Annotated in this window: 18 protein-coding genes and 1 tRNA gene; 11 read left to right on the top strand and 8 right to left on the bottom strand. The window is 63.3% G+C overall.

All coding sequences use genetic code 11. The annotated features are described in order from the left end of the window. The 3 genes from FHS94_RS18530 to FHS94_RS18520 form a co-directional block, all read left to right on the top strand. Positions 1–777: transglutaminase family protein (locus FHS94_RS18530; RefSeq protein ID WP_184060692.1), on the top strand; the 777-nt coding region annotated here is incomplete at its 5' end. A gap of 141 nt (positions 778–918) precedes the next feature. Further along, positions 919–1524, top strand: a complete 606-nt coding sequence (locus tag FHS94_RS18525) for a PAS domain-containing protein (RefSeq protein ID WP_246349007.1) — start codon at positions 919–921, stop codon at positions 1522–1524. Between the two features lie 115 nt (positions 1525–1639). Then, on the top strand, positions 1640–3550 hold the full coding sequence (locus FHS94_RS18520; RefSeq protein WP_246348995.1) for a hybrid sensor histidine kinase/response regulator: 1911 nt from the start codon (positions 1640–1642) through the stop codon (positions 3548–3550). Positions 3551–4252: 702 nt separating this feature from the next. Here the strand turns inward: FHS94_RS18520 and FHS94_RS18515 are convergent. Next, positions 4253–4912, bottom strand: coding sequence for a hypothetical protein (locus FHS94_RS18515; protein WP_184060690.1), 660 nt, complete (start codon positions 4910–4912; stop codon positions 4253–4255). A 27-nt stretch (positions 4913–4939) separates the two neighbouring features. Next, positions 4940–5248 (bottom strand): hypothetical protein, encoded by a 309-nt coding sequence (locus tag FHS94_RS18510; RefSeq protein ID WP_184060688.1) that lies wholly within the window; start codon positions 5246–5248, stop codon positions 4940–4942. A gap of 398 nt (positions 5249–5646) precedes the next feature. Between FHS94_RS18510 and FHS94_RS18505 the strand changes: the two genes are divergently transcribed. From FHS94_RS18505 to FHS94_RS18495, 3 genes are all read left to right on the top strand, one after another. Then, a complete protein-coding gene (locus tag FHS94_RS18505) occupies positions 5647–7371 on the top strand; it encodes a hypothetical protein (RefSeq protein WP_184060686.1) in 1725 nt (574 codons plus the stop codon). A 281-nt stretch (positions 7372–7652) separates the two neighbouring features. Continuing rightward, positions 7653–8837, top strand: a complete 1185-nt coding sequence (purT, locus tag FHS94_RS18500) for a formate-dependent phosphoribosylglycinamide formyltransferase (protein WP_184060684.1) — start codon at positions 7653–7655, stop codon at positions 8835–8837. Between the two features lie 167 nt (positions 8838–9004). After that, complete coding sequence (locus FHS94_RS18495; protein WP_184060682.1) at positions 9005–9862, top strand: serine hydrolase; 858 nt, start codon at positions 9005–9007, stop codon at positions 9860–9862. An 82-nt stretch (positions 9863–9944) separates the two neighbouring features. On the opposite strand, the gene FHS94_RS18490 is transcribed toward FHS94_RS18495, so the two are convergent. Together FHS94_RS18490 and FHS94_RS18485 are read right to left on the bottom strand one after the other, a co-directional pair. Then, entirely contained in the window at positions 9945–11387 is a 1443-nt protein-coding gene (locus tag FHS94_RS18490; RefSeq protein ID WP_184060680.1) for a family 43 glycosylhydrolase, read from the bottom strand. Between the two features lie 29 nt (positions 11388–11416). Continuing rightward, a complete protein-coding gene (locus FHS94_RS18485; protein ID WP_184060678.1) occupies positions 11417–12124 on the bottom strand; it encodes an acetylxylan esterase in 708 nt (235 codons plus the stop codon). A gap of 123 nt (positions 12125–12247) precedes the next feature. Here FHS94_RS18485 and FHS94_RS18480 point away from each other — a divergent pair, with 123 nt between their 5' ends. Then, positions 12248–13132: an alpha/beta hydrolase gene (locus tag FHS94_RS18480; RefSeq protein ID WP_184060676.1), complete on the top strand. Its 885-nt coding sequence runs from the start codon at positions 12248–12250 to the stop codon at positions 13130–13132. 407 nt (positions 13133–13539) lie between these two features. On the opposite strand, the gene FHS94_RS18475 is transcribed toward FHS94_RS18480, so the two are convergent. Next, complete coding sequence (locus tag FHS94_RS18475; RefSeq protein WP_343055362.1) at positions 13540–14547, bottom strand: cupin-like domain-containing protein; 1008 nt, start codon at positions 14545–14547, stop codon at positions 13540–13542. Then, positions 14544–15191 carry a SapC family protein gene (locus FHS94_RS18470; RefSeq protein WP_184060674.1) on the bottom strand — a complete coding sequence of 216 codons (648 nt, stop codon included), beginning with the start codon at positions 15189–15191 and terminating at the stop codon, positions 14544–14546. The genes FHS94_RS18475 and FHS94_RS18470 overlap by 4 nt, the downstream gene beginning before the upstream one ends. Positions 15192–15464: 273 nt before the next feature. On the opposite strand from FHS94_RS18470, the gene FHS94_RS18465 reads away from it, so the two are divergent. From FHS94_RS18465 to FHS94_RS18450, 4 genes are all read left to right on the top strand, one after another. Then, complete coding sequence (locus FHS94_RS18465; RefSeq protein ID WP_184060672.1) at positions 15465–18464, top strand: TonB-dependent receptor; 3000 nt, start codon at positions 15465–15467, stop codon at positions 18462–18464. A 65-nt stretch (positions 18465–18529) separates the two neighbouring features. After that, positions 18530–20068 carry a tryptophan halogenase family protein gene (locus FHS94_RS18460; protein ID WP_184060670.1) on the top strand — a complete coding sequence of 513 codons (1539 nt, stop codon included), beginning with the start codon at positions 18530–18532 and terminating at the stop codon, positions 20066–20068. Continuing rightward, on the top strand, positions 20069–22327 hold the full coding sequence (locus FHS94_RS18455; RefSeq protein WP_221234892.1) for a right-handed parallel beta-helix repeat-containing protein: 2259 nt from the start codon (positions 20069–20071) through the stop codon (positions 22325–22327). A 207-nt stretch (positions 22328–22534) separates the two neighbouring features. After that, positions 22535–25021 (top strand): glycoside hydrolase family 9 protein, encoded by a 2487-nt coding sequence (locus FHS94_RS18450; RefSeq protein ID WP_184060668.1) that lies wholly within the window; start codon positions 22535–22537, stop codon positions 25019–25021. A gap of 843 nt (positions 25022–25864) precedes the next feature. Here the strand turns inward: FHS94_RS18450 and FHS94_RS19250 are convergent. Together FHS94_RS19250 and FHS94_RS18445 are read right to left on the bottom strand one after the other, a co-directional pair. Further along, complete coding sequence (locus FHS94_RS19250) at positions 25865–26020, bottom strand: hypothetical protein (RefSeq protein WP_221234891.1); 156 nt, start codon at positions 26018–26020, stop codon at positions 25865–25867. Positions 26021–26540: 520 nt separating this feature from the next. Next, positions 26541–26617, bottom strand: a tRNA-Met gene (locus FHS94_RS18445). Positions 26618–26634: the final 17 nt, after the last annotated feature.

The following is a 26634-nucleotide window of genomic DNA, read 5'->3' as shown; positions in this document are numbered from 1 at the left end:
TTCCCGCGGGCCAGCCACGACCTGCGGGTCGTGGAAACTACGCTTCATTGCACGCCTGAGGCGCAACTCGCATGGAGCCAGGACGTGTTCGGCAACGTCGTCGCGACAGCTACCTTTGCACGTCCAGCCGCCGAGCTGGTCATCGAGAGCTGCTCCACTGTTGAGCAGTGCGCGCCTGCCTGGCCCGTCTTTCCAATCGCGGTGCGCGCACACAGCTACCCCTTCCGCTATACGGATGCGGAAGAGATCGATCTTGGCGGATTCCTTCGTCCCGAGCGTCCAGACTCCGACGGGACAGTGGCCGATTGGGCGAGAGCCTTCGTCTTCTCGACACCTGCCGATACGCTGTCGCTGCTCAAGGACTTGAACACCGGCATTCTTCCCGTGGTGGCGTATCGCACCCGCGACGAGCAAGGCACGCAAACCCCGACCGAAACGCTCGCGCTCGCGAGCGGCTCATGCCGAGACATCGCCGCGTTGTTCATCGACGCGGTGCGGCACCTGGGCTTCGCCGCCCGGGCTGTGTCTGGCTATCTGTACGACCCCGAAACTTCGCAGGACGACGCGGGCTCCACTCATGCCTGGGCAGAAGTCTATCTGCCCGGCGCCGGTTGGGTCGCATTCGATCCCACCCACCAGCGCCTCGGCGCCGCGCAGTTGGTGCCGGTCGCCGTTGGGCGTTGCAACGGCCAGATCATGCCTATTTCAGGTAACTACATCGGCGCCGCAGAAGATTTCGAGGCGATGGACGTGAGCGTCACCGTCACCGCCGCGTAGAAGCAATCCAGCGTGACTCACCACCGTGTGTCGCGCATCGCTAGGGATCCGAGCACCGCAAGCAGTCGCTTCCCGCTTCCGGGTAGCCCGTCCGAATCGTCGTGTTAATAACCGGCCCGAATCACGACGGGTGAAAGTACTTTGACGACGCGCGGCAACGAGGAGCGAGAGCTTGTTCGGTCCATCAGGCTTTCGCCCATTGCTTCGGTCGTCACAGACGCCCGAGCCGAGGACAACCCGATCATCGCTGCAAACCAGCAGTTCGAGCAGATGACCGGATATACGGAAGCGGAACTGCTCGGCGTCAATTGCAGAATTCTTGCCGGACCGGAAACCTCACCTGCTCATTCCGCCGTTCTCAGCCGAGCCGTTGCGACCGGAACGCCCGTAGTGGTCGAGATGGTCAACTATCGCAAAGACGGCAGCACGTTCGTCAACGCGGTCATGATCGCCCCGATCCATGGCGAAGATGGAGAGGTAACTCATTTCGTCGGCAGTCAGATGGAGGTCGACCCTCAACATGCCGTGAATGCGCGCGCCTCCGCAGCGGAGCGGGTAGGTCAGCTTACGGGTCAACAGCGCAATGTCCTTCGGCTGATGGCGCGTGGATTGCGGAACCGTCAGATCGGGGAAGAAATGGGGCTGACGGAAAAAACGATCAAAATGCATCGGAGCGCTCTCGTGAGGCGCCTGGGCGTGGCTAATGCCGCCGACGCGTTACGTCTGGCGATCGAGGCCGGATTTTAGGCTGGGAAAGCTGCTTGTCGGCTGCGCCACTCCGAAATCTGTTGCCGATCCGTGGAGTTAGGATATGGACTTTGGTCTATGGTGTTGAGCCGGGGGGCTAACACGGGATCAGGCTTTGCATTCATCTGAAGACAGAAAACAGCCTGCGGCCGAGACATTCCAACTCCTGGTCGATGCCGTCACTGATTATGCTCTCTACATGCTGGATCCCCAGGGGCATGTTACGACCTGGAACGCTGGTGCGCGCCGGTTCAAGGGCTACGAGGCTGACGAGATCGTCGGCGAGCACTTCTCCAAGTTCTTCCTCCCCGAGGATCGCATCAAGGGGCTCCCAGCGCGCATCCTCGAAATCGCCGCTGAGCAGAAGCGTTTCGAAATGGAGGGCTGGCGGCTGCGCAAGGACGGGGAAAAGTTTCTCGCCCACGTCGTTGTTGACGCCATCTACGATGCCGATGGCACGTTGCTCGGGTTCGCGAAGATCACGCGCGACATCACTGAGAAACGGCGCCTGGAGCAGGCGAACTACGACAGCGCCCTGCAGCTTAAATTGCTGGTTCAGGGTGTCCATGATTACGCGATCTACATGCTCGATACGGATGGGCGGATCACGAGCTGGAACTCCGGCGCGCAGGCGATCAAGGGTTACAACGAGAGCGAAGTACTGGGGCAGCACTTCTCGATCTTCTATACCGATGAAGATCGTTCGCGAGGCGCCCCGCACGGTGCACTGGTGACCTCCTTGGAAGCCGGCAAGTTCGAGGCAGAAGCCCAGCGAGTGAGGAAGGATGGCTCGCTATTCTGGGCTCACGTCGTCATCGATCCGATCTACAACGAAGCCGGCGACCATATCGGCTTCGCAAAGATCACCCGTGACGTCAGCGACAGAAAGCAGGCGGAACAAGACCTCCGCCATACGCAAGAAGCGCTTCTTCAGTCACAGAAGCTCCAGGCACTCGGTGAGCTGGCAGGCGGAATCGCGCACGACTTCAACAATCTGATGACGGTCATGCAAGGCTCTGCGGACTTCATGCTCAAACAGCCGGACCTGCCGCTCGACAAACGCACCCGGTATCTGAGCGTCATGCTGGAAACGGCTGAGCGGGCCGCAAGTCTTACGTCGCAGCTACTGGCGTTCGCTCGGCGCCAACCGCTCGAGCCTGAGGTCATAGACCTGAGCGTCCGACTGGATGCCTCGGGCGAGATGCTGCAGCGTACGCTTGGGAGTCTCTACGAACTCCAGCTCGATCTCGCACCCGCGCTTTGGCTCGTCGAGATCGACTCGGCAGGCCTAGAGGCGGCGCTGGTCAACGCGGTGCTGAATGCCCGGGACGCAATGCCAACTGGCGGGAAGATCACGATCTCGACCAGAAATGCCGTTCGCGCGGACGTCGATGGCGCACTTCTGTCAATCCGCGACACGGGAGAGGGAATTCCGCCTGAGACGCTGAAGCGTGTCTTTGAACCGTTCTTTACTACCAAACCGACGGGCAAGGGCACTGGCCTCGGCCTTTCCCAGATCCACGGATACGCCGTACAATCCGGCGGCACGGCCTCGATCAGCTCCGAGCCTGGGGTGGGCACCCTGGTCGAGCTTTGGCTTCCTCGAACCGCCAAACAGCGCAAGAAGCAAACAGCCTCCGATGCAGGGACCAAGGTTCCTGAAGGGCTGCGGGTCCTCGTTGTCGAGGACAGCGAGCATGTCCGCTACTTTGCTCGTCAGCTGTTAGACGATCTGGGCTGCAAGGTGATGGAATCGTCGACCGGAAACGAGGCGCTCGAGGTGCTGAAAGAGCATGAAATCGATCTGGTATTCTCGGATATCGTGATGCCCGGGATCAGTGGTCTGGAGCTGGCCAAGAGGATCAGGGCGTCAGATCGGAACATCCCCGTTCTCCTCGCGAGCGGCTACAGCAGCAAGCAGTTCATACCCAAAGATCAGCGCGAATTTCCTATTCTTAGGAAGCCGTACAAGTTGGAGACGCTCGCGGCGGGCATCAACGAATTGTTGAGGGTCGAACCCACTTAGACATGAGAATGCGCCGGGCCAGGTGTCGACCGCTGCGGCGGTTGAACGAGCGACAGGCAGGCATCGGCAGCATCGGTGAACAGCCGCCTCCCAACGGTTCGATCGCGGTTCTTGCGACCTTTGCCCCTTTCATGCGTATGTTCCTGCGCAAGCACGAGAACGTGCACTGAGGGGATGCAGATGGCTGATGGGGGCGAGTACCTGCCGTGGGCGACTGCGCCAGACGGGACAGGCGGCAATGAATGCGGTTGGTGCCACAGGATGATTTACCTGCCGGCGCTTCCATGCTCGATCCAGCCAGTTGAAGGCCTGCTTCGCATGAACACGCGTGTGGGACAGGGAGAGCGTTGCAAATACGAGCTTTCCACGCGTCAACCGGAGCTGCTGGACGAACCATTGGCGCTCTAGGGACGAGAATGTGCAATATTGCGCGCCGAGAAAGCTCCTGAAACACGAATTGCCGGTCGGGGTCGCGGGTATTGTTCCTGCCGGCGATGACGCCCCGCCGCGACCAGCAGCGCGTTCCGTATCGTCGAGATGACCGTGCGTCGCTCCGCCGCACAGCACGGCCGCTCCCAAGACAATCGATAAGATCGCTGGCGTGCGGTTCCACCATCACCGCCGTTCCGGGACGTGGATACGCAGTGGCTGTTCACTCAGATGCTGGCAGGGGCAGCGCCTGAACGACGCTGCCCCACGAATTCAGAAGCTGCTGCCGGTCCTTGGCACTGTCTCGCTGCCTGCGCCCACGTAGCGGGTGCGCTCAGCGACGACCTGCTCGCGGTCGTATGCGGGCGCGTTCTCGTCGAAGCTGGTCCAGCCCTGACTGCGGTAGGCGGCACCACGAGTGGCGGCGTCGACGGAGTTGTGGCTGTGGAGCACTGTCTCCGCCTGGGCAGCAAGCTCGTCGGGCACACGCGCACTCAGCAGGGTGCCGCCGCGGCGCACGCCTTCCGAGTAGACGTGAGCTTCGTCCTCCGTGTGACCGGCTTCCTTCAGCGCGCCGACGATCGTGCCCGTCGCCGCTCCGCCCAGCGCGCCCAAACCGGCACCGGCGGCCGTCGCGGCGAGCCAACCAGCTGCAACGATGGGGCCGAGCCCCGGAATTGCGAGCAGGCCAAGACCCGCGAGCAGCCCCCCCGCGCCACCAAGGACGGCACCCGTCGAGGTGCCACGGCTTACGTCGCCATCGTCGTTCACTCCGTCGTGATCGTGGCCATGGTGATGTTCGCCGTGAGCACCATCGGCGTTGCTGGCTACGATGCTCAAGTCGGAGTGCGGGATGCCGAGCGCTTCAAGTTTCTGAACTGCTGCCTTGGCGTCCGAATAATTGTCGAACAGGCGTGTGATCGTCTGGGTCATTGGATTTGTCCTTGGGAAGAGAGGAGGTCAGCGAACCACGTTACCCTTGTAGTCTACGCCGACGCGGACCTTGCTCCGGCCGCGATACGCCACGCCGCGCCAAACGCCGTGGTTGTCCTTCCTCAGGTTCGACACGCGCGAGAAGCCGGCCTTCCTCAGGCGACCGTGAGCCTGGTCTTCGGTGAACGAGTTTGCACCGTGGGCAGGCGATGAAACCCGATGCGGGCCTCCGTCCTTCAGTGCTGGATTGTGCGAACCTTGCTGATGCGATTGCGCCAATGCGCCCGTTGCGCACAGGGCGGCGCCGACCAGAGCGGTCGTGATGGGGTGCTTCATTGTATCTCCTCTCCCAATTGGGAGCACTGAAACGCAGGGCTATGCCAGTAGGTCCACGACGGTCTGGCCATGCGTGCCCTTAAGCCCGCGGAGGGAGGTGGGCTTCCCGGGCCGGTGTTCAGGCCCTCGAATGAGTTGCAGCCGTTCGGGCAGTCTCGCGTTGATGGGTCGGCTGCGCTCCTTTCACGGGAACTGCTCGATCGAAACCCGCACTGATTGAATCTCTTACCTAGTTTTGCCTAGGACCTGCTGCTTCAGCGCTCCCACCTCTCGTGTTAGCTTCTCTGGTCAGGGTTTCGGGGGCGAGCTGGATGGCGTCGATTGTGACCGTGGGTCGCCGCTTCAGGCTGCCCGACACGCTTCCTTGTCCGACAAAGACTGTGGCGCGCAGAGTACGCGTGATTTGGGCGGCCCTACTGACCCTGGTGATCGCCCTTCAGCTGGCCGGCTTGGCTTTCGCCTTGTTTGATGCATACCGGATCAGGCCGGCGATGCGGGCCATAGGTCTGGCGATCGAGTATGACGATCAAGACCACGCCGTCGCCCGGCCCTTGCGCGCCGACATCGCGCAAGCCGGTGTAGCTGCTGCGGCACGAATAGAGCAGATCGGCGGGCAGGAGTTTGCGCCGGACGCGTCACTTCTTTCGCTCACGAGTGCGGTGATGAAGGCAGACGGCGATCGAGTGAAGCTTCGGCTCCGTAATCCGAACGGCCAAAGAGTCGCTGTGTCGATCAGCCGATCGTCCCGCGCTCCGTTGTTAAACCCGCCAGTACCGCTTTCGATCGACCTGCGGATGAGCCTGCGGCTGTTCTCTACGTTCCTGTGCTCGCTTTCGCTTCTTGGATCGAGCTGCGTACTTCTGATCCGGCGCCCTGACGATCCGGAGGCGATGTTGTTCGGGCTCGGCTTTCTCGTGACAGCGGCGTGTGTCGACCCGGTTTTGCCATTGTGGATGGCAATGGGCGCGGGTTTCATGGTCAATGCGCTGGCTGGCACATGGTGGACGCTGCTGGTGATCGCCCTTGCAGCATTCCCGGATTGTCGGTTCACGCCGTCGCCGTTGCGCTGGTCGCTGGCCGCAGCGCCCGTTTTCGGCCTTCTGCTGGCGTCGGACTATATCGCGGATTGGCTGTCGCTGACGATCGCCATCGGCATTCCTCTCATACTCCTGGGGGCGCAGGTCCTACGCTATCGTAAGCTCAGCTCAGGGCGCGAGAGGCAACAGATTAAATGGGCCGCGCTAGGTTTCGCCGCCGGCTTCATGCTTGCAGGACTGTCGCTTGCCATGTCGCTGACACCTTACGACGAGTGGCCAGCAAACAAGCAAGCGATCTGGGCATTGACCACCGTTTGTCTTTTCAACCTAAGCTTTGCGATCCTTCCGCTCGGCCTGCTCATTTCGTTGATCCGGTATCGTCTGTGGGACGTCGATCGCGTTATCAGCCGCTCGGTGGCCCTCGCGCTGATCACAACCTCCATCGGGCTGTTGTGGGCTGTGCTGTCCGACGTCGCCAAGCTCGTCGTTGCCTATGTGCTCGGGAAAGAACACGACGCACTGGCACTTGCTCTCGGCGCGGCCTTGGTCGCCTGCGTGTTCGCGCCCACGCAGGCCGTGGTTGTCCGCTGGTGCAAGCGCAAGTTCAACCCGACGAGCCTGGATCTCGAGCAACTACCAGACCGTTTGTCGGTTTGGCGCGGGCACTGCGACGGCGCTGAGGTTGCGACCCGAGCGCTCGACGTAGCGCTCCGCGCCCTGCACGCACCTGGAGGGGCTGTACTTGCACGAACTCCCAACGGACGGACCCTCGTCGCGAACCGAGAGCCGGCCCGCACCGGAGAAGCGCCCGCGCCTGCGACGGAAAACGATGCCGCTCATGGCCACGTCCTTCACCTCGAAGATCAGGACGGCCTGGCTGGCTGGCTCGTCATCCGACCTCGCGAGGATCGATCCCGCTTTTCAAAATCCGACCTGGCGGCATTATCGGCGCTCGCTGCACCGCTTGCAGAAGCTGTGCGTTCGGCAGTCCCAGCCAATCGAATAGATCCAGGCATGCACAGGATGCTGGATGAACTGCGCGCGCGCCTCGCCTTTCTTGAGCAGGGAGCCCCGCGGCCAGGCTGATCGGCGGAAACGAGATTGGGCACCTCGCCAGCGAAGCTCGATGTCAGCCGTGGTGAGCACCTTGTTCATGCAAACGAACCGACCGATTCGGCGATCCGGATTAGCCTCGCCCTGGGCTCCGAGCGGGCAGCGAGACACGGCCAGTTGACTCACTTCTCCCGGACCGTGACCCACCTCGGTCGCGCAGCAGGAAACTGGCCGCCGGGCAACTCACCTCGCGCTGCGGCTCGACACCGCAGCGCTGCCGGCTAAGAGCACCGGACGTTTAGGAGAGGCCCAACATGCCGTTCACCGCGACAATCTTGCTGCTCGGCTCCGGAGAACTCGGCCGCGAGTTCACGATCTCGGCCAAGCGCCTTGGGGCCTATGTGATCGCGTGTGACAGCTATGCCGGCGCCCCCGCAATGCAGGTGGCCGATAGCGCGGAGGTGTTCTCCATGCTCGACGCGGACCTGCTCCGCGCCGCGATCGAGCGGCACCGCCCCGACTTCATCGTGCCGGAGGTCGAGGCGATCCGAACGGAGGTACTGGCCGAGGCGGAGGCGCGGGGCTTTACCGTGGTCCCTTCCGCCCGCGCGACGCAGCTGACGATGAACCGCGACCGGATACGCGACGTCGCCGCGGTCGAGCTGGGGCTAACCACCTCGCGCTACCGCTATGCCGAAAACCTGGCGGAGGCGCAGGCGGCCGCTTCGCACACCGGCTTCCCCTGCGTGGTCAAGCCGGTGATGTCGTCCTCCGGCAAGGGGCAGAGCACGGTCACCGCCGCCGAGGATGTCGAGCGTGCCTGGGACTATGCGGTCGCCAACATGCGCGGCGACCGCCGCCGTGTCATCGTCGAACAGTTCATCGCATTCGACTACGAGATCACGCTTCTCACCGTCCGCACCCGTGACGGCGTGCGCTTCTGCCCGCCCATCGGCCATCGGCAGGAACGCGGCGACTATCAGGAATCATGGCAGCCCGTGGCGATGTCACAACACGCGCTCAGCCAGGCGCAGGACATGGCCCGGCGCGTGGTGGACGACCTTGGCGGCTATGGGCTGTTCGGGGTCGAGTTCTTTGTTCGCGGCGACGAGGTGATCTTCTCCGAACTGTCGCCGCGTCCGCACGATACCGGTATGGTGACGCTGATCTCGCAGACGTTAAGCGAGTTCGACCTGCACGCCCGCGCCATCCTGGGCCTGCCTGTGCCGGAACCACGCCTGCTCGGCCCGGCGGCGTCGGCCGTGATTCTGGCCGACCGGGAGGCAACGACGTTTGCATTCGAGGGTCTCGCCGATGCGCTGTCGACCGAGCAAGGAGAAGTCGACGTTCGCCTGTTCGGCAAACCCGCGACGCGGCCCTACCGCCGCATGGGGGTAGCACTTGCCCGCGCGGCCGACGTCGAAACCGCGCGCAGGCTGGCCGGGCGTGCCGCGGGACGGGTCACGATCGACTATGCCCAGCTGAAAGCAGACCGGTAGGGCAGCAGCGCGTCGGTCAACTGGACTGAGGACATCGTGGCACCGCCCTCCCCTTCCGCTGCGCCGACAGAGGCGTCGTGACCCCTGTGTACGCTTCCATCATGGTGCGTTCAGCCTTTCGGGTTATCATGAGCTGGTCACTGCACGACAACGCCTGAGGATTGTTGATGCGCGTTCATCTGGCCGCCGGCCTGCTCATTTCCTGTTTCGCCGCCAGCTGGATCAGCCCGTCACCAGCGCGCGCGAGCTCTCCGGAGCTTGTAGGGCTCGAGCGAGAGCTGAGTATGCTGGTTGCAGGGCGTCCCGGCGAGTACGGCATTGCGGCGCTCGACCTCCGCAGCGGTTCCAGCGTAGCGGTAAACGGCGACACCGCTTTCCCCATGGCAAGCACGGTCAAGGTCGCGATTGCAGCCACCTACCTCGCCGAGGTCGACCAGGGCCGCCGCAGTCTCGACGACGTTGTTGCGGGCCGCTCGGCCGCAAAGCTCATGGAGCTGATGATCGTGCGCAGCGATAACACCGCCGCTGATCAGCTACTCTCTGTCATTGGTGGCCCGATCGCTCTCCAGCAGTGGCTCCTGTCGCACGGGATCACCGGAATCAGGGTGGACCGGACCATCGCGCAGTTGCTTCGCGATCGCGGCCACCTGGCCGATTTCAAGGACGTTGCCACTCCCAACGCGATGGTTACGCTGTTGTACAAGCTAAACAACGACGACGTTCTCACGGACGGAAGTCGCGCTTTGCTGTTTGGGTTGATGAGCCGCTGCTCGACCGGAACCCGCCGCATCCGTGCGCTCCTTCCCATTGGCACCCGAGTGGAGGACAAGACGGGTACGCTCGATGGCATCACCAATGACGTTGGCATTGTCACCATGCCCGACGGCAACCGCGTCGCGCTGGCGATTTTCGCCCGGGGTGGACGGGATCGGCAGTCAGGGATCGCCCAGCTCGCGCGGGCAATCTATGACCGCTTTGCGGATACCACGCGCAGTGCCCTGGATGCATTCATGCGCCTGCGATGAGCGTCACTCGTGTTGCCCTGGATGAACCGGCGCATTGTCAGGCTGGAGTTGCACAACCTGGGCCAGCGCCGGCCCATGCGCATCAGGGCGTCATGAACCGCCATCGGCCCGCGTCGGTCCGCGGGTCGAACCGGGCAAGCGTGACCGTGCTGGTCCCGATTGCCACAAGCGCCACATCCTCAATCCCCGCGACCTTCGTGCGGGGCGTGATCCGGTAGGTGCCGTCCGTCAGCTGATCGATCCGCCACAGTTGGGCAGCCGCCCCGGAATAAGCGGCCGACGCCTCCACTTCGCCCGACGAGGTCGCCGCGAGCGCGCGATCCGTTCCGGCAATCGTGATTTTGTAAAACGGCGCGCCAAAGTACCCGCCTGCCTCAGGCGCCGGGGTCACAGTCCAGAGCTGGTCCGGACGCACCATGAATGCAGCGAGTTCAACCCGTGCTGGACCTGACGGCCAAGTCGCTTGCACATCCGGCAGCTTCTGATCGGGGATGGGCGAGACCGGATCCGTCGGCTTCGCCATGAAGCTGCGCCGGGGATCGAAAGCTATGCGGACGAAATCCACCTTGGTTTGGAGCGCGTTGCCGCTTCGCTCGGACTGCAGTTCATAGGTGCCGGGCGTAATGTTGCTCCCCGACACCGGCCAGCCATCGCGCCACAGGAGTGGCGCGATCGCGAGCACGCTGCGCCCGCTGCGGTCCATGTCCGCCTCATAATGCATAGAGAATTTCTCCAGCCCGCTGCCGAGGTCGATGTGCCCGAAATGCCCCGGCCCTAGCCCACGACCGCGAGCGCCCGCCACGAGCTTCCCACCACCCTTCAGCAGCGGCTGGCCCATATTGTCGAGATATGGCCCGAGGACGCTGCGCGAGCGGCCGACGCGGATGTTATAGGTGGAGTTCGGCCCGTCGCAGCACGTGCCATGTGTGCCGAGAAGATAGTACCAGCCGTCCCGGTACATCATCGCGGTCGCCTCCATGTCGATGGCGACATCGACCGGCTGATTGCCCGCGACACGCAGGCCAGTTGCAGGATCCAGTTCAATGACCTGGATCGAACCAAAATATGTCCCATAGCTGAGCCACAGGCGGCCATCGACCAGCAGGAATGCAGGATCGATCGCATCGAGGTTCTCCACGCCGTTGCTCGACGCAACCACGCCCACGTCATGGTAGCCGAAATCGCGCGACTTGGGATCGAGCGACTTGGTCCACATGATCTTGACCTGGCTTGCATGCCCGCCCGACATGCCGCCCCCGCCCACCGCATAGGCGACGAGGTAGCGGTCACCGATCTTGATTACATCGGGCGCGACGCCGCCGCCCGGGCGGACCGGCCCGCCGGCCCAGGTCCAGCCGTCCTCCGACACCAGCCCGCCGCCCCGGGTGCCGAAGGTGTACCATTTGCCATCGGATTCGGTAATGGTCGACGGGTCGTGGATGAATACCTCGCCTGCGAGTTGGGCTGCCGCGGGCGTGGCCGCAGCAAGGCAGATACCGAGTGCGGCGGTGGTTAGGTGCTTCATGGTCGCTCCAGCACACATGGCGGCGTCGCTCACTTCACGTCGGTGGTGATGTCGCGGATCGGGCGACCGGCCTCGTCCACGAAGCGGACGCAGAAATCGCTGAGCCCGGGACCGTTGATCACCGCGCCGCGCAGGATGTTCCGCCCCTTCTTCAAGGTCAGTCGGTCGGACAGGACATCGTCCATCACCATGCGGCGGTCGTCGAACAGCGCCGCCGCCTCCGCCCCGTTCAGCCACCACATCGAGGCTGAATTGGACCCCACCGCGAGCCGCACATTCTTCATCTCGCGCGGGCTATTCACCACGGTCGTCGCCCAGAAGATCACGCCGTATTTCGGTTTCCCGAGCGCCTGGGCGAAATTGAACAGCTTGACGTCGAACAGCTTGGAATCGAACGCGTGCCACCGGAGCGGCTCCGACGCTTTCACCACCTGCCCGTCACGTGGCAGCGCGGTGAACTGGCCAGGGAAGTAGCGCGTGGTCAAAGCCTGCCGGACATAGGTGCCGGTGAAAACGGCATTGCTGCGGTTGGGCTTGTTGATCGGCTCCAGCAACAGCCAGCGCTGGATGAAGCCGTCGGTGTCCACGGCGCGTGCGCCCGGCGTGACCGGGGCAAAGAAGTCGGCGAGTGGCGGGACGGACGGCTGTGCCTGGGCCAGCGCCATGCCCGACAAGCCGAGCGCAAGCAGCGTTGCGCCCAGCCACGCCTGCCGCAGTCCATGAGGCCCACGTACCATCGCCTGTTCTCCCCCTTCATTCCGCCAGCGCCGGGACGCTGCGGTGTTCTTTGAAGCAAACTAGACAGCGCCACATCGATTGGTCAACAGTACGACAATTCAATAATCAACAGGATGGGGATCATGCGCGTTTGTTTCGGCATAGCGGTGGCGATCGTGGGGACGGCAGCGCTGGCTGCGACGCCGGTCGAGCGCGGAAGCGGCCCCTACCCTGCCCTGTTCGAAGAACGTGCGGACCTGCCCGATCATGTCGTGTATCGGCCCGCCAACCTTCCCAGGACAGGATCCGAGAAGCTCGGCATCTATGTTTTCGGCAATGGTGGATGCAGCGCCGACGGCACCAGTTCGCGCAATCACCTGCTGGAGATCGCGTCACACGGCTATCTGGTGATCGCTTCCGGTACGGTGCCCAAAGCCACAGCTGCGTCAGCCACTTCCGCCCCCGCCGGCAAACTTAGCGCTCAAACCGAAACCCGATTGTTGTCGGACGCCATCGACTGGGCCCAACGAGAGAATACGCGTGCCGGCAGCCCATTAGCGGGCCGCATCGCCACCGATCAGGTCGCGGTATCGGGCTGGAGCTGCGGCGGGTTACAGGCCCTGTCCGTCGCTCCTGATCCAAGAGTGCGGACTGCCGTGATCATGAACAGCGGCTTCTTTAACGACGGCGCCAGTCCGATCAGTGGCATCAAGTCCGACAAGTCGATCCTTGGTCAGCTGCACGGCTCGGTCTTGTATGTGCTGGGCGGCCCCGCCGACATAGCTTTTGCGAACGGATCCGACGACTTCCGCCGACTGTCCAGACTTCCTGCCGCCATGGTCAACATCCCGGTCGGGCACGGGGGCACTTACATGCAGCCTCATGGAGGGGTCGGTGCAGAGGTCGTGACGGCGTGGCTGGACTGGCAGCTGAAACACCGTCCCGGCGCGGCGGCGCGCTTCACCGGTGCAACGTGCGGCTATTGTTCCGACAAGCGACTGACGCTGGAGCGCAAGAACATCCCGTGACCCGCCACGCCGATCCATCGGTCAGCACGACATCAGTTCGCTTAGGAGGGGAGCAGCCCTTGAATGGCGGCGCGAGGAACGCGGCACGGGTCAGCACCGGACCCGCGCAGCATCGGCGACGGGCCGGGCAAGGAAGCCGCAAAGCTGTGCCGTAGCGCTCCGTCAGTTGCATGAAATGGCCTGCAGCGGAGGGCGTTGCCCCAGGGGAGCGGAAACGTTGACCTATCGACTGTCGCCACGAGATCTTAACGGCGTTCCGCTAGGCAGGACCGGCATCATGGCGCCTGACGCTTTCCAGGTCAGCGTCGGATAGGGTCAGCCCGGCACCAGCATTCCGCGCGGGTCGGAGCGGTTCGCGACCCGCATGGGCATGATACTGCCGCGAGAGAAGGTGGCGGGACGCTCGCTCACCCGCCCCGCAGCAGTCGCATGACCACGGATCTGATGCGCCCGTAGTTTCCGGCCACCAAAGGACCCAGGATGCCATGCCGTTCAGCGGGCAGGTGTTCCAGCGGGTGCCGCTCCGGCCGGAATACGTAATGGTCGAAGAAGGCAGCCCAGGCAGCACGCTCACCCGCGGGCCGCTCGGCAATAGCGATCATCGCGAGCATCATCGCAGTGTTCGGCTGGTCGGGGCCGCTCGCAAAGCCGTCCCACCAATAGTTCACCAGGATGTTGAACGGATCCAGCGCCTCTACCTGATGCCACCACAGCTTTGGTATGTAGACCGCGTCGCCGGGCCCGAGCTCAACCACCAACGCTTCGTTGCGCACTCGCTCGAACCGAGGAAAGCGCGGGTCACCTCGCTCGCTGCCGACTGCCAGGCTGACCGGCTGGCCCGCCATGGTGTGATCGATTGGGCCAACGTACAGGTCGCCGATCGCTTCCGGTGCGAACAGGGTGAAGCGGCGATGGCCGGCGGCAACACAGGCGACGTTGTCGGCCGTGTCATGGTGGCACGCGACCTGTGACTCGGTACCCATCCATATCCGGGGCCGAACAGTTTCGGGTACGAGCGGCATCCTGTTCTGCTCGGCAAAGCCCGGCAGATAGGTGTCGGTCGAGAGCGAGCCCATATACATGGACGGCGCATCGCGATCCTCGCCGCGGGCGAGCATCGCCGCCAACGCCGCGCCGAAGCCAAGTTGACGGCGCTCGAAATTGAACCCGGCCAGGTCCTCACCATAATGATAACGGCCCCTGATCGCCGGGGCGCCGACGAACATCTCCGCTTCGCGCCCGCTGTCGAATTGCAGGAGATATTCGGCGAGGTTACCGCCGCGGGTGGCGGCAACCAGGGGCCACGCCTTTGCCACGCCGCGTAGAACCACGGGGCGACAGTCCAGCATCACGTCCTGCCGGAATGCCTGCGGGTCGGAAAGGCTGTCGCCCGAGATCTCGCGCAAGCTTGTCACACCGGCGCTGCTGCCAGTTGATCGTTCCGCCGCTGCGCCATGCGGCGGATGTGCCCAACGGACTGGGCCTGAATATAGCAAAGCTGCAGATCCCCCTCGCGCAGCAGCGCGAGGGCATCCTGATCCGACAGGTCGCGAAGCGCGTCCAGGCTGACCGTATACAGGTCCTGCAGCACAAGCTTCTCGCCCGAGTCGAAGCTGAGGCTGATATCGATCGGTTCGATTACTCCTACTTGGAGGAGCCTTTGGACCAGCTGGTCCGTGGTTGCCAAGCCCGCATCGAGTCGCGCCAGTGCTCGTTGCACATGTCGCAGCGACGGTGATGGCGAACCCTCCGGGTCAAACAACGGCTCACCTTCCGCCGCGCCGAACTGAGGATGGGCGCGGTCGATCACGATCCGCTCCGCATCAACAAAGAAGCCCTCACGCTCCACGTCCGCGGGCCGGAACGTGCCCGCCAAGGGGCTCTCTCCGGCAACCAGCGACAGCAAAGCCCCTGCGTAGAAAGCGCCGGTATCCGCGCGCTTCGTGAAAAGAATGGGGTGGTCGAGCGCTGCCGGGGCGAACTCGCTCGCGACGATCTGGGCGAACTGGCGGGGCACCCGTGCGGCCGGATCAAAGCGCAGCCCGCGATGCCGCCCCACACTCAGCACTTCCCATTGAGCCAATGGTCATCCCCCCTGTTCGTTACGCGCACCATAGCCCTGCCATCGACGGAAGGCGACGAGCCAGCGGTTCCGCGTTGCACTGCAATAGACCTACAAAAGACTTGATTCAACGTTGAGGGGCAGATAGCTTCCCTGCAGCAACGATAAGCACCGCGGCCGATCCGTCATGATGGACGAGCCGACGGGCGAATGATGGGACAGCCGCGCGGGATTATCCGCAGCGGCTCCTTGATGCAAAGGGGAGAGGGCATGAACGGCATTTCAATTTTTCCGACCATCAGTGGTACCGCTATCAAGCGGGCCTTGCTGATTGGCGTATCCGGCCTGCCGTTGATGCTGGCCGCTCCTGCGATGGCGCAGGACACGGGCAGCCTGCAGAATCAGACCGGCAATCCTGGGCCCGTTCAGCCGGCCGTGCCGACGCAGGCCAACAATCTTTCGGCCGAGCAGGCTGGCACGCCGCAGGACGCGTCCGCCGCTCCCGACCAGGCACTGGGGAACGCCCCCCAGACTGACGACGTCGTCGTTCGTGGCCTTCGCGGGTCGCTGCAGCGCAACCTCGACATTAAGCGGACATCGCCCGGCGTCGTCGACGCGATCTCTGCCGAGGATATCGGCAAGTTCCCTGATTCCAACGTCGCGGCCTCGCTGCAACGCCTGCCCGGCGTGTCCATCCAGCGTTCGGGTTCGCGCGGCGAGCCGACTGGCATCACCGTTCGCGGCTTTGGTGGCGACTTCAACACGACGCTGTACGATGGCCGCCGCATCTCGACCGGCACCGGCGGACGCCAGATCGACTTTTCGACCGTGGGCGTCGACTTCATCGGCCAGTTGAGCGTGCTCAAGACACCGGACGTCTCGCTGGCGTCCAGCTCGATCGGTGCAACCGTCGACATCGCTTTCCCCAAGCCGTTCGATCACCCCGGCTTCCGCCTTGCCGCAACCGCGTCCGGATCGATCCAGGACCGCGCGGGCAAGATCGTACCGACCGCAGGCATCCTGGTCAGCGACACCTTCGCCGACGAAACGCTCGGGATCCTGTCGGACTTCATCTACACGCGCCGGGACACCGACACGAACCGGGTTTATGTGTCGGGTTGGCCGGGCGGCTTCTATGCGCCGTGCCAGTTGACCCCGGCCTGCACCGCGGATCAACTCGCCCCCGCCAACAAGACTGTCGTGGGCTGGTTCCCGCAGCAATACGGCGCTGAGCAGCAGCGTGTCGCGGACGAGCGTGTTGACGGCCGCATCGCGCTCCAGTGGCACCCTTCAGACGAGCTGATGGTCACGCTCGACAACAACTATTCGCGCCAGACGATCAGCACGGCCGTTTACGGGTTCGGTATCTGGTTCAACCAGAGCGACCTGCGCAACGTGAAGCTGGACGACAACGGCCAGACAATCAGCTTCACCCAGGCCGGTTCGCCCACCGACTTCACGTCGGCGGAGAACAAGCAGGTTCTTCAGACCAACCAGACCGGCCTGAACGTCAAGTTCGATGCGACCGAGAACCTCACCTTCGAGGCGGACGGCGCGTATGCCAAGAGCTGGCTCAACCCTGGCAACGTGGTCGGCAGCCGCAATGGCGACATCGGTTACGGCGGCGATCTGGGTACGACGCTGGGCATCACGATCGACCAGGACAGCAACAAGGGCTTCCCCTCGCTGACCACTTTCGGTCCGGCGGGCAACCAGGGCCGCTGGGCGGATCCGGCGCTGATCGGGTCGCACGTGACCGTCAATCAGACGCAGCAGAATACGGATGTGCTGAAGCAGTTCCGGGCGCTTGCGACCTGGAAGCAGGATAACCTGACGATCAAGGCAGGTGGCCAGTATTACGACGACACGTTCAAGTTCAAGAATTCCAGCACCTTCACCAACAATTACTGGCAGGCCTATGCCGGTTACGGTGCACCGTCCGGCCGCACATCGGGCTATGCACCGCTACCGGGCAGTCTGGTGACGGGCAACATCGGCCTCAACAACTTCATCTCTGGCTTCAAGGGCAGCCTGCCGCCGTCTGTGCTGATCTACAGCCCGGTCGCGTACCAGCAGTTCCTGACCAGCCTCGGCAATCCGCAGACGACCAACATTCCGGCATTCAACTATGGTGGCGGCGTCAACGGGTTCACCGGCGCCTTTGACCAGCAAACCGATCCCGGCAGCGTCCTGACGGTGAATGAGAAGACCTGGGCGTTGTTCCTGCGCGTCAATTTCGACGCGGACATTGCGGGCATGCCGTTCCACTTCAACGCGGGTGTCCGCAACGAGAACACCAACCTGCGCTCGATCGGCCAGGGCCGCGTGCCCACCGGCATCACGCGCAGCGCGGCAGACCCGACGCTTCTGTCGCTCAGCTTCTCGCCCACGCAGCCGGTCACGACCAAGAGCAACTATTCCTATCTGTTGCCAAGCGTCGATGCCCGGCTTGAGGTCACGGACAAGCTGCAGTTGCGCTTTGACGCATCGCGCACGCTGACCCGTCCGGGCCTCAACCTGCTGACGCCGGTACTGAATGTCGGCAACGGCCAGCGCGTCAACGCGCTGTCGGCAAGCGGCGGCAACCCGAACCTGCAGCCCTACCTCGCAGACAACTTCGATGTCGCGGCCGAGTGGTATTATCGCCGCAACTCCTACTTCGCCGTCGATTTCTTCCTGAAGAACGTCAGCAACTTCATTGTCGGGGGCGTCACACGACAGACGATCAACAATGTCGTCGATCCCACCACGGGCCAGCCCGCAGTCTTCGCCGTATCGCAACAGGTCAACGGACCCGATGCGACCGTGCGCGGCGTGGAACTCGCCTGGCAGCAGGTGTTCGGCGACAGCGGCTTCGGCTTCCAGGCCAACGCCACGTTCGTCGACACCAACAAGCCGTATGACAACACCGACATCTCGCAGAGCGGCTTTGCGGTGACGGGCCTTGCCAACTCGGCAAATTTCGTGGGCTTCTACGACAAGAACGGATTCCAGATCCGCGGCGCATTGAACTGGCGCGACGAATATCTGTCGGGCTTCGGTCAGAACCAGAACACCGGCTCGTTCGGAGCAGAGCCGACCTTCGTCAACTCAAGCTTCCAGGTCGATCTCAGCTCCAGCTGGGACATCACCGACCATGTGAGCGTGTTCGGCGAGGTGCTGAACGTCAATAACAACAAGCAGAGCACGCATGGCCGGTTCAAGAACCAGCTGCTCGACGTGTTCGACTATGGTCGCCGCTTCACGCTCGGTGCGCGGTACCGCTTCTGATGTCCCCCTGACGGGGCTGTCGATCATCGGTTGACAGCCCCGGCTTTTTTGGATGCCTTCTCCTCATGCGTCCGATCAGAAACGTTGTTGTAGTCGGCGGCGGAACGGCAGGCTGGCTGACCGCCGGCGTGATCGCCGCGAAGCACAAGAGCCGCCAGCCGCATGGCTTCACGGTCACGCTGGTCGAGTCACCCGACGTCCCGATCATCGGCGTTGGTGAGGGGACCTGGCCGACTCTGCGCACCACGCTGCGTCGCATGGGCATTTCCGAAACAGATCTGTTCCGCGAATGCGAAGCCTCATTCAAGCAAGGCGCCCGCTTCAACCGCTGGACGACCGGCAAGGCCGACGACGGCTACTACCACCCGCTGATGCTGCCGCAGAGCTTTGGCCAGGTGAACCTGGCGCAGCATTGGTTGAGCCAGTCGGATGAGAGTTTCTGCGACGCTGTGACACCACAGGGCCGCATCTGCGACGCGGGCCTGGCACCCAAGACGATCGCAACGCCCGAATACGACGCGCTGGCAAACTACGCCTACCACTTGGATGCCGGCAAGCTGTCCACCTTTCTGCGAAAGCATTGCACGGAGCAACTCGGCGTCCGCCATGTGCTGGCCAACGTGACCGAAGCGGTGCTGGATCAGAATGGTGACATCGCTTCGGTTTCCACGCGGGAGGCTGGCGAGATTGCAGGCGACCTGTTCGTCGATTGCACGGGGTTTCACGCCCTGTTGATCGGAAAGGCGCTGGACGTGCCGTTCAAGAACTGCGCCGACACGCTGTTCTGCGACACGGCACTCGCCGTCCAGATCTCCTACCCCGATCCGGACGCTCCGATCGCCAGCCACACGATCTCCACCGCGCAGTCGGCAGGGTGGATCTGGGACATCGGCCTGCCGACACGGCGCGGCGTCGGCCATGTGTTCTCCAGCGCGCATATCAGTGCTGACGACGCGGAACGTGAGCTGCGGGCGTATCTGGGCCCAGCGGGCAGCGACCTGCCTGTGCGTCGCCTGTCGATCCGCGCCGGCCATCGTGAGACGTTCTGGAAGCGTAATTGCGTCGCTGTCGGACTTGCGGCGGGCTTTCTGGAGCCCCTGGAAGCGTCAGCCATCGTGCTGATCGAACTGTCGGCAAAGCTGATTGCCGAACAGATGCCGGCCTGCCGCGAGGTGATGGACGTCGTCGCGCGCCGCTTCAACGAAACGACATCATATCGTTGGGGCCGCATCATCGACTTCCTGAAACTGCACTATGCGTTGACCCGGCGCACCGACAGCGAGTTTTGGCGAGACAATCAGCGGCCCGAAACAATGCCCGACCGCCTCCGCGGGCTGATGGAACTGTGGCGTTATCACGCGCCCTGGACGCTGGACGAGTTCGACCGTGCCGAGGAGGTGTTCCCCGCCGCGAGCTATCAGTACGTCCTTTATGGGATGGGCTATTCGACAGCCGTTCCGGCCGGCACCAACGACGCTGATGCGATCATGGCCGGGCGCGCGATGCGCGAAAACGCCGCGCAGACGCAACGCATGCTGACCGGACTGCCCCGCCACCGCGATCTCATCCGCAAGGTCGTCGATCTCGGTTTGCCACGTATCTGAATGGACAACAGCTTCGATCCGACGGAACTGCCAAACACGTTGCTCCCCACCCGGTTGGATGAGCTTGCGCGTGGCGTGGCCCGATGGTGGGAGCAGGTTTCAGGTACTCCAGACCGTCGCGACCGACCGGTCCTGTGGAAATTCACGATCATGGCAATTGCGCGACTGTTCCTGGTGCTCCTGACCGTCGCCGCCACCCCGGCATGGGCACAACTACCTTCTCAGCCCAGCTTTCCCATCGTTCCGTCGCGAGATCAGACGGAGCGCCAGCACAAAGTCGTCATACCGAACCGCCCGGCGCCCGTGGCAGTCGTCCTTCACGTCTCCCCTTCCGGATCGGATCAGGGCGATGGATCGACAGAGCGTCCTTTCGCCAGCCTCGCTCGCGCGCAACAGGCGGTGCGCCGCTGGAACGCCGACCATGACGTGACCGTGCGGCTGGCAGATGGAGTCTACCGCCTGTCCGCACCCCTGCGCTTCACCGCTGCCGATGGCGGGCAGAATGGCTTCGCCGTTCGTTGGGAGGGCACGGGTCGGACTCGTCCCGTGTTATCAGGCGGCGTGCCCGTGTCGGGCTGGAAACTGGCCGACGCGGCACGCGGGATCTGGGTAGCCACCATCCCTGCGGGAGCAGACCCCCGACAATTAACCGTCAATGGCGCTCTCGCCCCTCGTGCGGCAATAGAGATCCCGCGCGCGGCAGTTACCTTTCATCCTTGGGGCCTTCAGATAACAGACCCGGCCTGGCGGCCGCTCGCCTTGTTACCCGGCCAGGACCGCATCGAAGTGGAAGGGATGAGCTGGTTCACCCACCGCCACGCCATGATCGACCACGTCGATGGTGACCGAATCGTGATGCAGCAGCCTGGGTGGCGCAACAACCTCGTCGGCTATGACACCATCGCGAGACCAATCTCCTCGGATGTCGCACGTCTTTTCCTAGTAAACTCACTCGCGTTCCTGCGTGATGCAGGCCAGTGGTTCGCCGACCCCAAGGCGAGCCGCCTTTACTACAAGCCCCGGCCGGGTGAGGACATGACCCACCCGGAAGTCGTTCTGCCGCTGCTGGAACAGCTGATGTCGCTCAGCGGCAGCTATGACCGCCCCGTGAGAGATCTGCAGTTTCGGTATCTGAGCTTTCGCCATACCAGCTGGCGTCAGCCTTCGGGACAGCAGGGCTATGCCAGCCAGCAAAGCGGTTCCTACCTCGCCGGCGAACTGACCGATTACCCCGCGGATCCGATCCGGGATTGCAGCTGGGGTTGCCCGGCTTTCGAGCGGCAGCGCAACCACTGGCGTCAGCAGCCTGCTGCCGTACAGGTTGCCGCCGCAACGCGGGTCGTGTTCGACGACAACAGCTTCTCACAACTGGGGCAGGTCGCGCTCGGCATCGGCAACAACGCCGAGGCAAATGAGGGCGGGATCGGTCTGGGTACCGCCGCGATCGAGGTGACGGCGAACGAGTTCACCGATCTGGCCGGAGGCGCCATCATGGTGGGCGGGATCGAGCCGGATGCTCATCACCCTTCCCGCCCTGAAATGGGTCTGCGCGACATCGTGATCCGCGACAACCGGATCAGCGGCGTGTCGCACGACTACAAGGAGCAGTCGGCGATCCTGGTGACCTACGCGTCGGGCACGCTGATCATGAACAACGACGTTTCTGACACCCCCTATGACGGCATCGACGTCGGCTGGGGATGGGGCGCGAACGATCCGGGCGGTAGCGCCGAATATTGGCGCGGGCAGCGCGGCTACTACGACCAGCCAGGCAACGTCGTCTATGACACGCCCACGACGCTGCGTGACACGGTGATCGTCGGCAATCGAGTATCGCGAGTAAAGCAATGGTTCCCCGACGGAGGCGCCATCTACCACCTGTCCGCCGACCCTGGGGGGCTGATCGCGGAGAATTACGTGTCCGACGTCGCGGGTTCGGGCGGCATAGCCATCTACCTCGACGAAGGATCACGTTACCTGACGGTGCGCAACAACGTCATCGATCGCATCGGCGGTGTCTGGCTCAACCTCAACTCGCAAGCACACATCGCCCCGCGCCGCACCGCGATGGACAATGTCGCGACTGGGAACTGGTATAATTCTGGCCGGCTCAATGGTGATTGGAGCGATTACCTCAACAATCGCGCGACCGGAAACATCAAGGTAGATGGCGCGGCCTGGCCGGTCGAAGCACGCCAGATCATCAAGAAAAGTGGAACGCAGGCGGGAGCTAGGGTGCGATCAGGTGACCTCCAATGAGGTCTTCCGGTAGCCGCAGGGCTTCAACGATGGTCGCCATCAACAACAAACAAGGCTCAACCAGGAACAGCTTACCCATCACCGGCTGCCACACCGTGCCAAGCCTCATACGCGTTCGTGATCAGGCAACCAATCCACTGCCCTACTGTGCAACGGCAACTGAGCGTTGATCCGAGCGCAACACACAAGATCTGGAGAAGACTGACGATGGCAAGCTTCCCCCTTCGGCTTTTAGCCACCGTCTGCCTTTCTAGCCTGGCGGCGGGTGCAGCTACCCAGACCCTAACGGTAGGCCCCGATCAGACGTTGGAAGGACGCGGCCTCAGCGTCATCATCGACCAGAACCAGTTCAGCCCGATCTTCTTCGACGAGAAGAATGCCGGCATCCAGCTGGTGATGCATGGGATGCGCGTGGCCACGGATGGCGCGGTGCGCCTTAACCCGACGCCAGAGCAATGGGATCCAGTGCCGCTGTTCGTCAGCCGCGCAAAGGGTTCGACACCGAACGAGGTCGTGGTCCGCTCTGCCTTCAAGACGCCGAACCTTTCCTATCAGGTCCGGGTCACTCCGGAGGAGGACGGCTTTCGCGTGGTCGTGGACTTGGACCAGCCACTGCCCTCAAGCCTGGCGGGCAAGGCCGGTTTCAACCTCGACTTCCTGCCAACTGCCTATTTCGGCAAAAGCTTCGTCTTGGGCGATACGCCGGGGCTTTTTCCGCGGCATCCTGGTGGGCCGATGGTGAAGGACGGATCGGGCGATCCCCAGCCGCTTGCGACGGGCGGCACGACACTGACGCTCGCGCCCGAAGACCCGATGACGCGGATCACCATACAATCGGATGGCGCGCCGCTGGCACTGTATGACGCCCGCAACCGCGCGCAAAATGGCTGGTTCGTGGTGCGCTCCATGATTGCGGCTGGCGCGCAGAAGAACGCGGTCGTGTGGCATGTGCGGCCGAACCGCATCAAGGACTGGGTTCGCCCGCCCGTGATCTCATTCAATCAGGCCGGCTATACGTTGGGACGGAGCAAGATCGCGCTGATCGAGCTCGATCCGAATTTCAAAGGCCCGGCACAGGCCGAGCTGGTCCAGTTTAGCACCCGGGGTGAGCGGTCCGCGCTGCGGGCTGCGGTTCAACCACGCGGGCGTTGGAAGCGGTACAATTACGCCGCGTTTGATTTCTCGCGGGTGCGGGAACCTGGCATCTACGCGGTCCGCTATGCGGGCCAGACGACGAATCCTTTCCGGATCGACGCGGGTGCCTATGGCCAGATCTGGCAACCTTCCCTCGATACCTTCCTGGCGGCGCAGATGGATCATGTCGGCGTGCGAGAACAATATCGCGTGTGGCAGGCCCCATCCCATCTCGATGACGCGCGGCAGGCGCCTGCGAACCTCGCCCACTTCGATGCCTATAACACAGGGGCCGATCTGGATTCACCGTTCAAGCCAGGTCAGCATATCGCCGGGCTGGCCGTCGGCGGATGGCAGGATGCGGGCGACTATGACATCCAGACGTCCGATAACAGCTGGGTGATCCGCAACCTGGTCTGGACGCGCGAGCTGTTCGGGGCTGACTGGGACGAAACCAGTGTCGATGAAGCTGCCAAGCAGGTGGAGATCCGCAAGCCCGATGGGGTGGAGGATGCACTCCAGCAGATCCGCCACGGCACCTTGCAGTTGCTAGCCCAATACAAGGTGTTCGGGCACGCGATCGACGGGATCGTCGACCCGACCTTGAAGCAATACACGCATCTGGGCGATGCAGGATCCCAGACGGACGGGCGTCTTTACGACGCGAAGCTCGGCCCCAATCAGGTCCAAGGCGATCGGTCAGGCGCACCGGACGATCGTTGGGCATTCACAACGGATCAGCCGGCGACCGACCTCGACATGGTGGGCGCGCTGGCAGGTGCCAGCCGGGCGCTGAAGACGCTGGATCCTTCGATGGCTCGCGATGCGCTGGCTGCGGCAAAGGTGATCTGGAATAACCAGCGCACGCGCTTGCACCTCAAGAAGGTCGGCCGGGGCGCTGGATTTGCGTCCGGCAATGCCGAGGTCGCGGACGTGTCCGCCACGGCCGAACTGCTGATCACGACGGGTGGCGACCCGCTATATGTCGCGCGCATGAAGGCGTTGCTGCCCGTGATCGCCAGCGACTTTGACCAGGCTGCGGCACCGGCGGTGCGCGTCATCCCCTTCATGGATGCGGATTATCGTGCCCGGCTGGAGCAGATGACCCGTGCCGCCAAGGCTCGCATCGACGGGGACCTCGCGCAGAACCCGTTCGGCGTGCCGATCGGTGAGGGTTCCTGGGCGGGGTCGCATCAGGTCGCGACCTTCGGCTCGACCATGTACATGCTGCACAAGGCGTTCCCCGCGATCATCGATGCGGATTACACGCTGCGGGCGCTCGACTATCTTCTAGGCCGGCACCCGGCCAACAACCTGTCGCTCGTGTCGGCGGTTGGCGCTCGGTCGAAGCTCGTCGCTTATGGCCACAACCGGGCCGACTATTCCTTCATTCCCGGCGGGCTTGTCCCAGGCGTCATTCTGATAAAGCCCGACTTCCCCGAAGTGGGCACCGACTGGCCATTCCTCTGGTATGAGAACGAGTACACGGTGAGCACCACCTCCGCCTACATTCTCGCGGCGAAATCCGCGATTGCTGCCGCTAGCGAGCCCCGACACTGAAGTGTTTTGCAAAAGATCCTGGCAGATCAGGGGTGAACGTTGCTGGCCAGCGTTCCATCCGGGGGCGACGTGACGAGCCGACTGTGATCGCCCGGTCGAAGCGTCTAGATCACGCGTAACCGGGCCTGATCACGCGTGGCCGCCATCGCTGCTCAAGATAGCAGGACGGACCCTCGCCCACGATGCCGATCGATACAGTCCTGCTTGCTGCGGATAAGGAGGCCGAAAGCCACGCACCCCGCGAGCGGGTCGATTAGTAGCCTCAGGCTCTAGGACGACGTCGGAGTGTCGCGGCGCCTGTCAACCTTCCACGCTGGATGTGGCCCCAATCGCGCCAGCACCCCGGCGCCTTTCAGGGTAAGTCCGTTTAATGCTGTCTGACGGTTGCCTCGCTGCCTGAAGCAGCATGCCCTCACGCCCTCTTCGCTCCCGAACGCGATCAGGAGACTGCTCACCAGCGTTGGGTGACGATCTTCTTCTTAAGCGTCCATTACCGGTCAAGTGCTCGGCCCAGATTCGGGCAGCCGCGCGCCGCGGGATCCGGCGAACCTGTCGGGCAAAGTGGTCCTCAGCAGAGCATTCTTGACCATACTCTATGACTCAGACGCCGCATCTTCATCCGGCCGCACTCGGGCGAGCTCTCCAATGCACCACGCCGCTTTCGCAAACAGCCGCGGTTCGGTTCGATAGTCGGGTGGCCTCATCCGCAGCGAGCCGAACCTGTGCGTCATCGCCCGTACGCTATGAGCGCGGACAAGGCCCGTAGCGCTCACTAGGCCATGTCAAAGCTCTCCTGCAGCCCGCTAGCATCCGGATCGGCGTCCGGGCCGATAATATGGGGCGTCAGCGACGGACGAGCTGTCGGCGCCTGCGGACGCCGGGCGTGCAGGCCGCGAAGCGGCAGACGTTCAGCAGCACGTCGATCCGCATCGACAAACCTGGCGGGTGCGCGGCTGCGGGCGTCAGCGATACAGTGCGGCATTCGATCTTATCGGGCACTTCGCAGCGGACCTACCCCGCGAGCTCGACCGCGAGCACCGCAGCATGGGCATCGTCCGCACCAAGGCTGCGCCAGACGGGGTAACGCTCATCATCGTACGCGGCCGGTTTGCCAAAACCACCATGGGCTTCGAAAGTGTCAGCACGTGCCGAGAGCTATGGTGACGCCGTTCCAGGTCTCGGGGCATAGGAAGCAGCCTCGGTGGACTTGGCAGAGACCCCAGATGAGCGATCTACCGGCATGCTGCTGGGCGGCTTATCTCCGGCCCATCGCCGACCTAAAGATACGTCTCGTAAGTGCCGAGGGCGCAACTGACGCGACAAACCGGTTACGCTCTGGTCATAGCGGTAGTCTCACGCACCCACGACGGGCGTAACCGCCGGGTCACCAGTCTGGGTCCCCCACGCTCCAACCCACTAGCTGAGGCTGCGGACGCGGGATCCGGTATCGGCGCGGGGTGTTTGGAACGCGATAAAGCCCCGGTCTGTTGGGACTGGGGCTACTGTGGTGTTGTGTATTTGGTTGCGGGGACAGGATTTGAACCTGTGACCTTCAGGTTATGAGCCTGACGAGCTACCGGGCTGCTCCACCCCGCGCCAAGAGCCTTGTCAAA

Origin of the sequence: Sphingomonas aerophila, assembly GCF_014199305.1 — a bacterium.
GTDB classification, from domain to species: domain Bacteria; phylum Pseudomonadota; class Alphaproteobacteria; order Sphingomonadales; family Sphingomonadaceae; genus Sphingomonas; species Sphingomonas aerophila.
This window is presented reverse-complemented; position numbering and strand designations above follow the sequence as displayed.

Bases quoted from the DNA above. Each gene is read 5' to 3' on its own strand.
- FHS94_RS18515 (WP_184060690.1), bottom strand. From the start codon at position 4,912: ATGACCCAGACGATCACACGCCTGTTCGACAATTATTCGGACGCCAAG.
- FHS94_RS18510 (WP_184060688.1), bottom strand. From the start codon at position 5,248: ATGAAGCACCCCATCACGACCGCTCTGGTCGGCGCCGCCCTGTGCGCA.
- purT (WP_184060684.1), top strand. From the start codon at position 7,653: ATGCCGTTCACCGCGACAATCTTGCTGCTCGGCTCCGGAGAACTCGGC.
- FHS94_RS18495 (WP_184060682.1), top strand. From the start codon at position 9,005: ATGCGCGTTCATCTGGCCGCCGGCCTGCTCATTTCCTGTTTCGCCGCC.
- FHS94_RS18490 (WP_184060680.1), bottom strand. From the start codon at position 11,387: ATGAAGCACCTAACCACCGCCGCACTCGGTATCTGCCTTGCTGCGGCC.
- FHS94_RS18485 (WP_184060678.1), bottom strand. From the start codon at position 12,124: ATGGTACGTGGGCCTCATGGACTGCGGCAGGCGTGGCTGGGCGCAACG.
- FHS94_RS18480 (WP_184060676.1), top strand. From the start codon at position 12,248: ATGCGCGTTTGTTTCGGCATAGCGGTGGCGATCGTGGGGACGGCAGCG.
- FHS94_RS18465 (WP_184060672.1), top strand. From the start codon at position 15,465: ATGAACGGCATTTCAATTTTTCCGACCATCAGTGGTACCGCTATCAAG.
- FHS94_RS18460 (WP_184060670.1), top strand. From the start codon at position 18,530: ATGCGTCCGATCAGAAACGTTGTTGTAGTCGGCGGCGGAACGGCAGGC.
- FHS94_RS18455 (WP_221234892.1), top strand. From the start codon at position 20,069: ATGGACAACAGCTTCGATCCGACGGAACTGCCAAACACGTTGCTCCCC.
- FHS94_RS18450 (WP_184060668.1), top strand. From the start codon at position 22,535: ATGGCAAGCTTCCCCCTTCGGCTTTTAGCCACCGTCTGCCTTTCTAGC.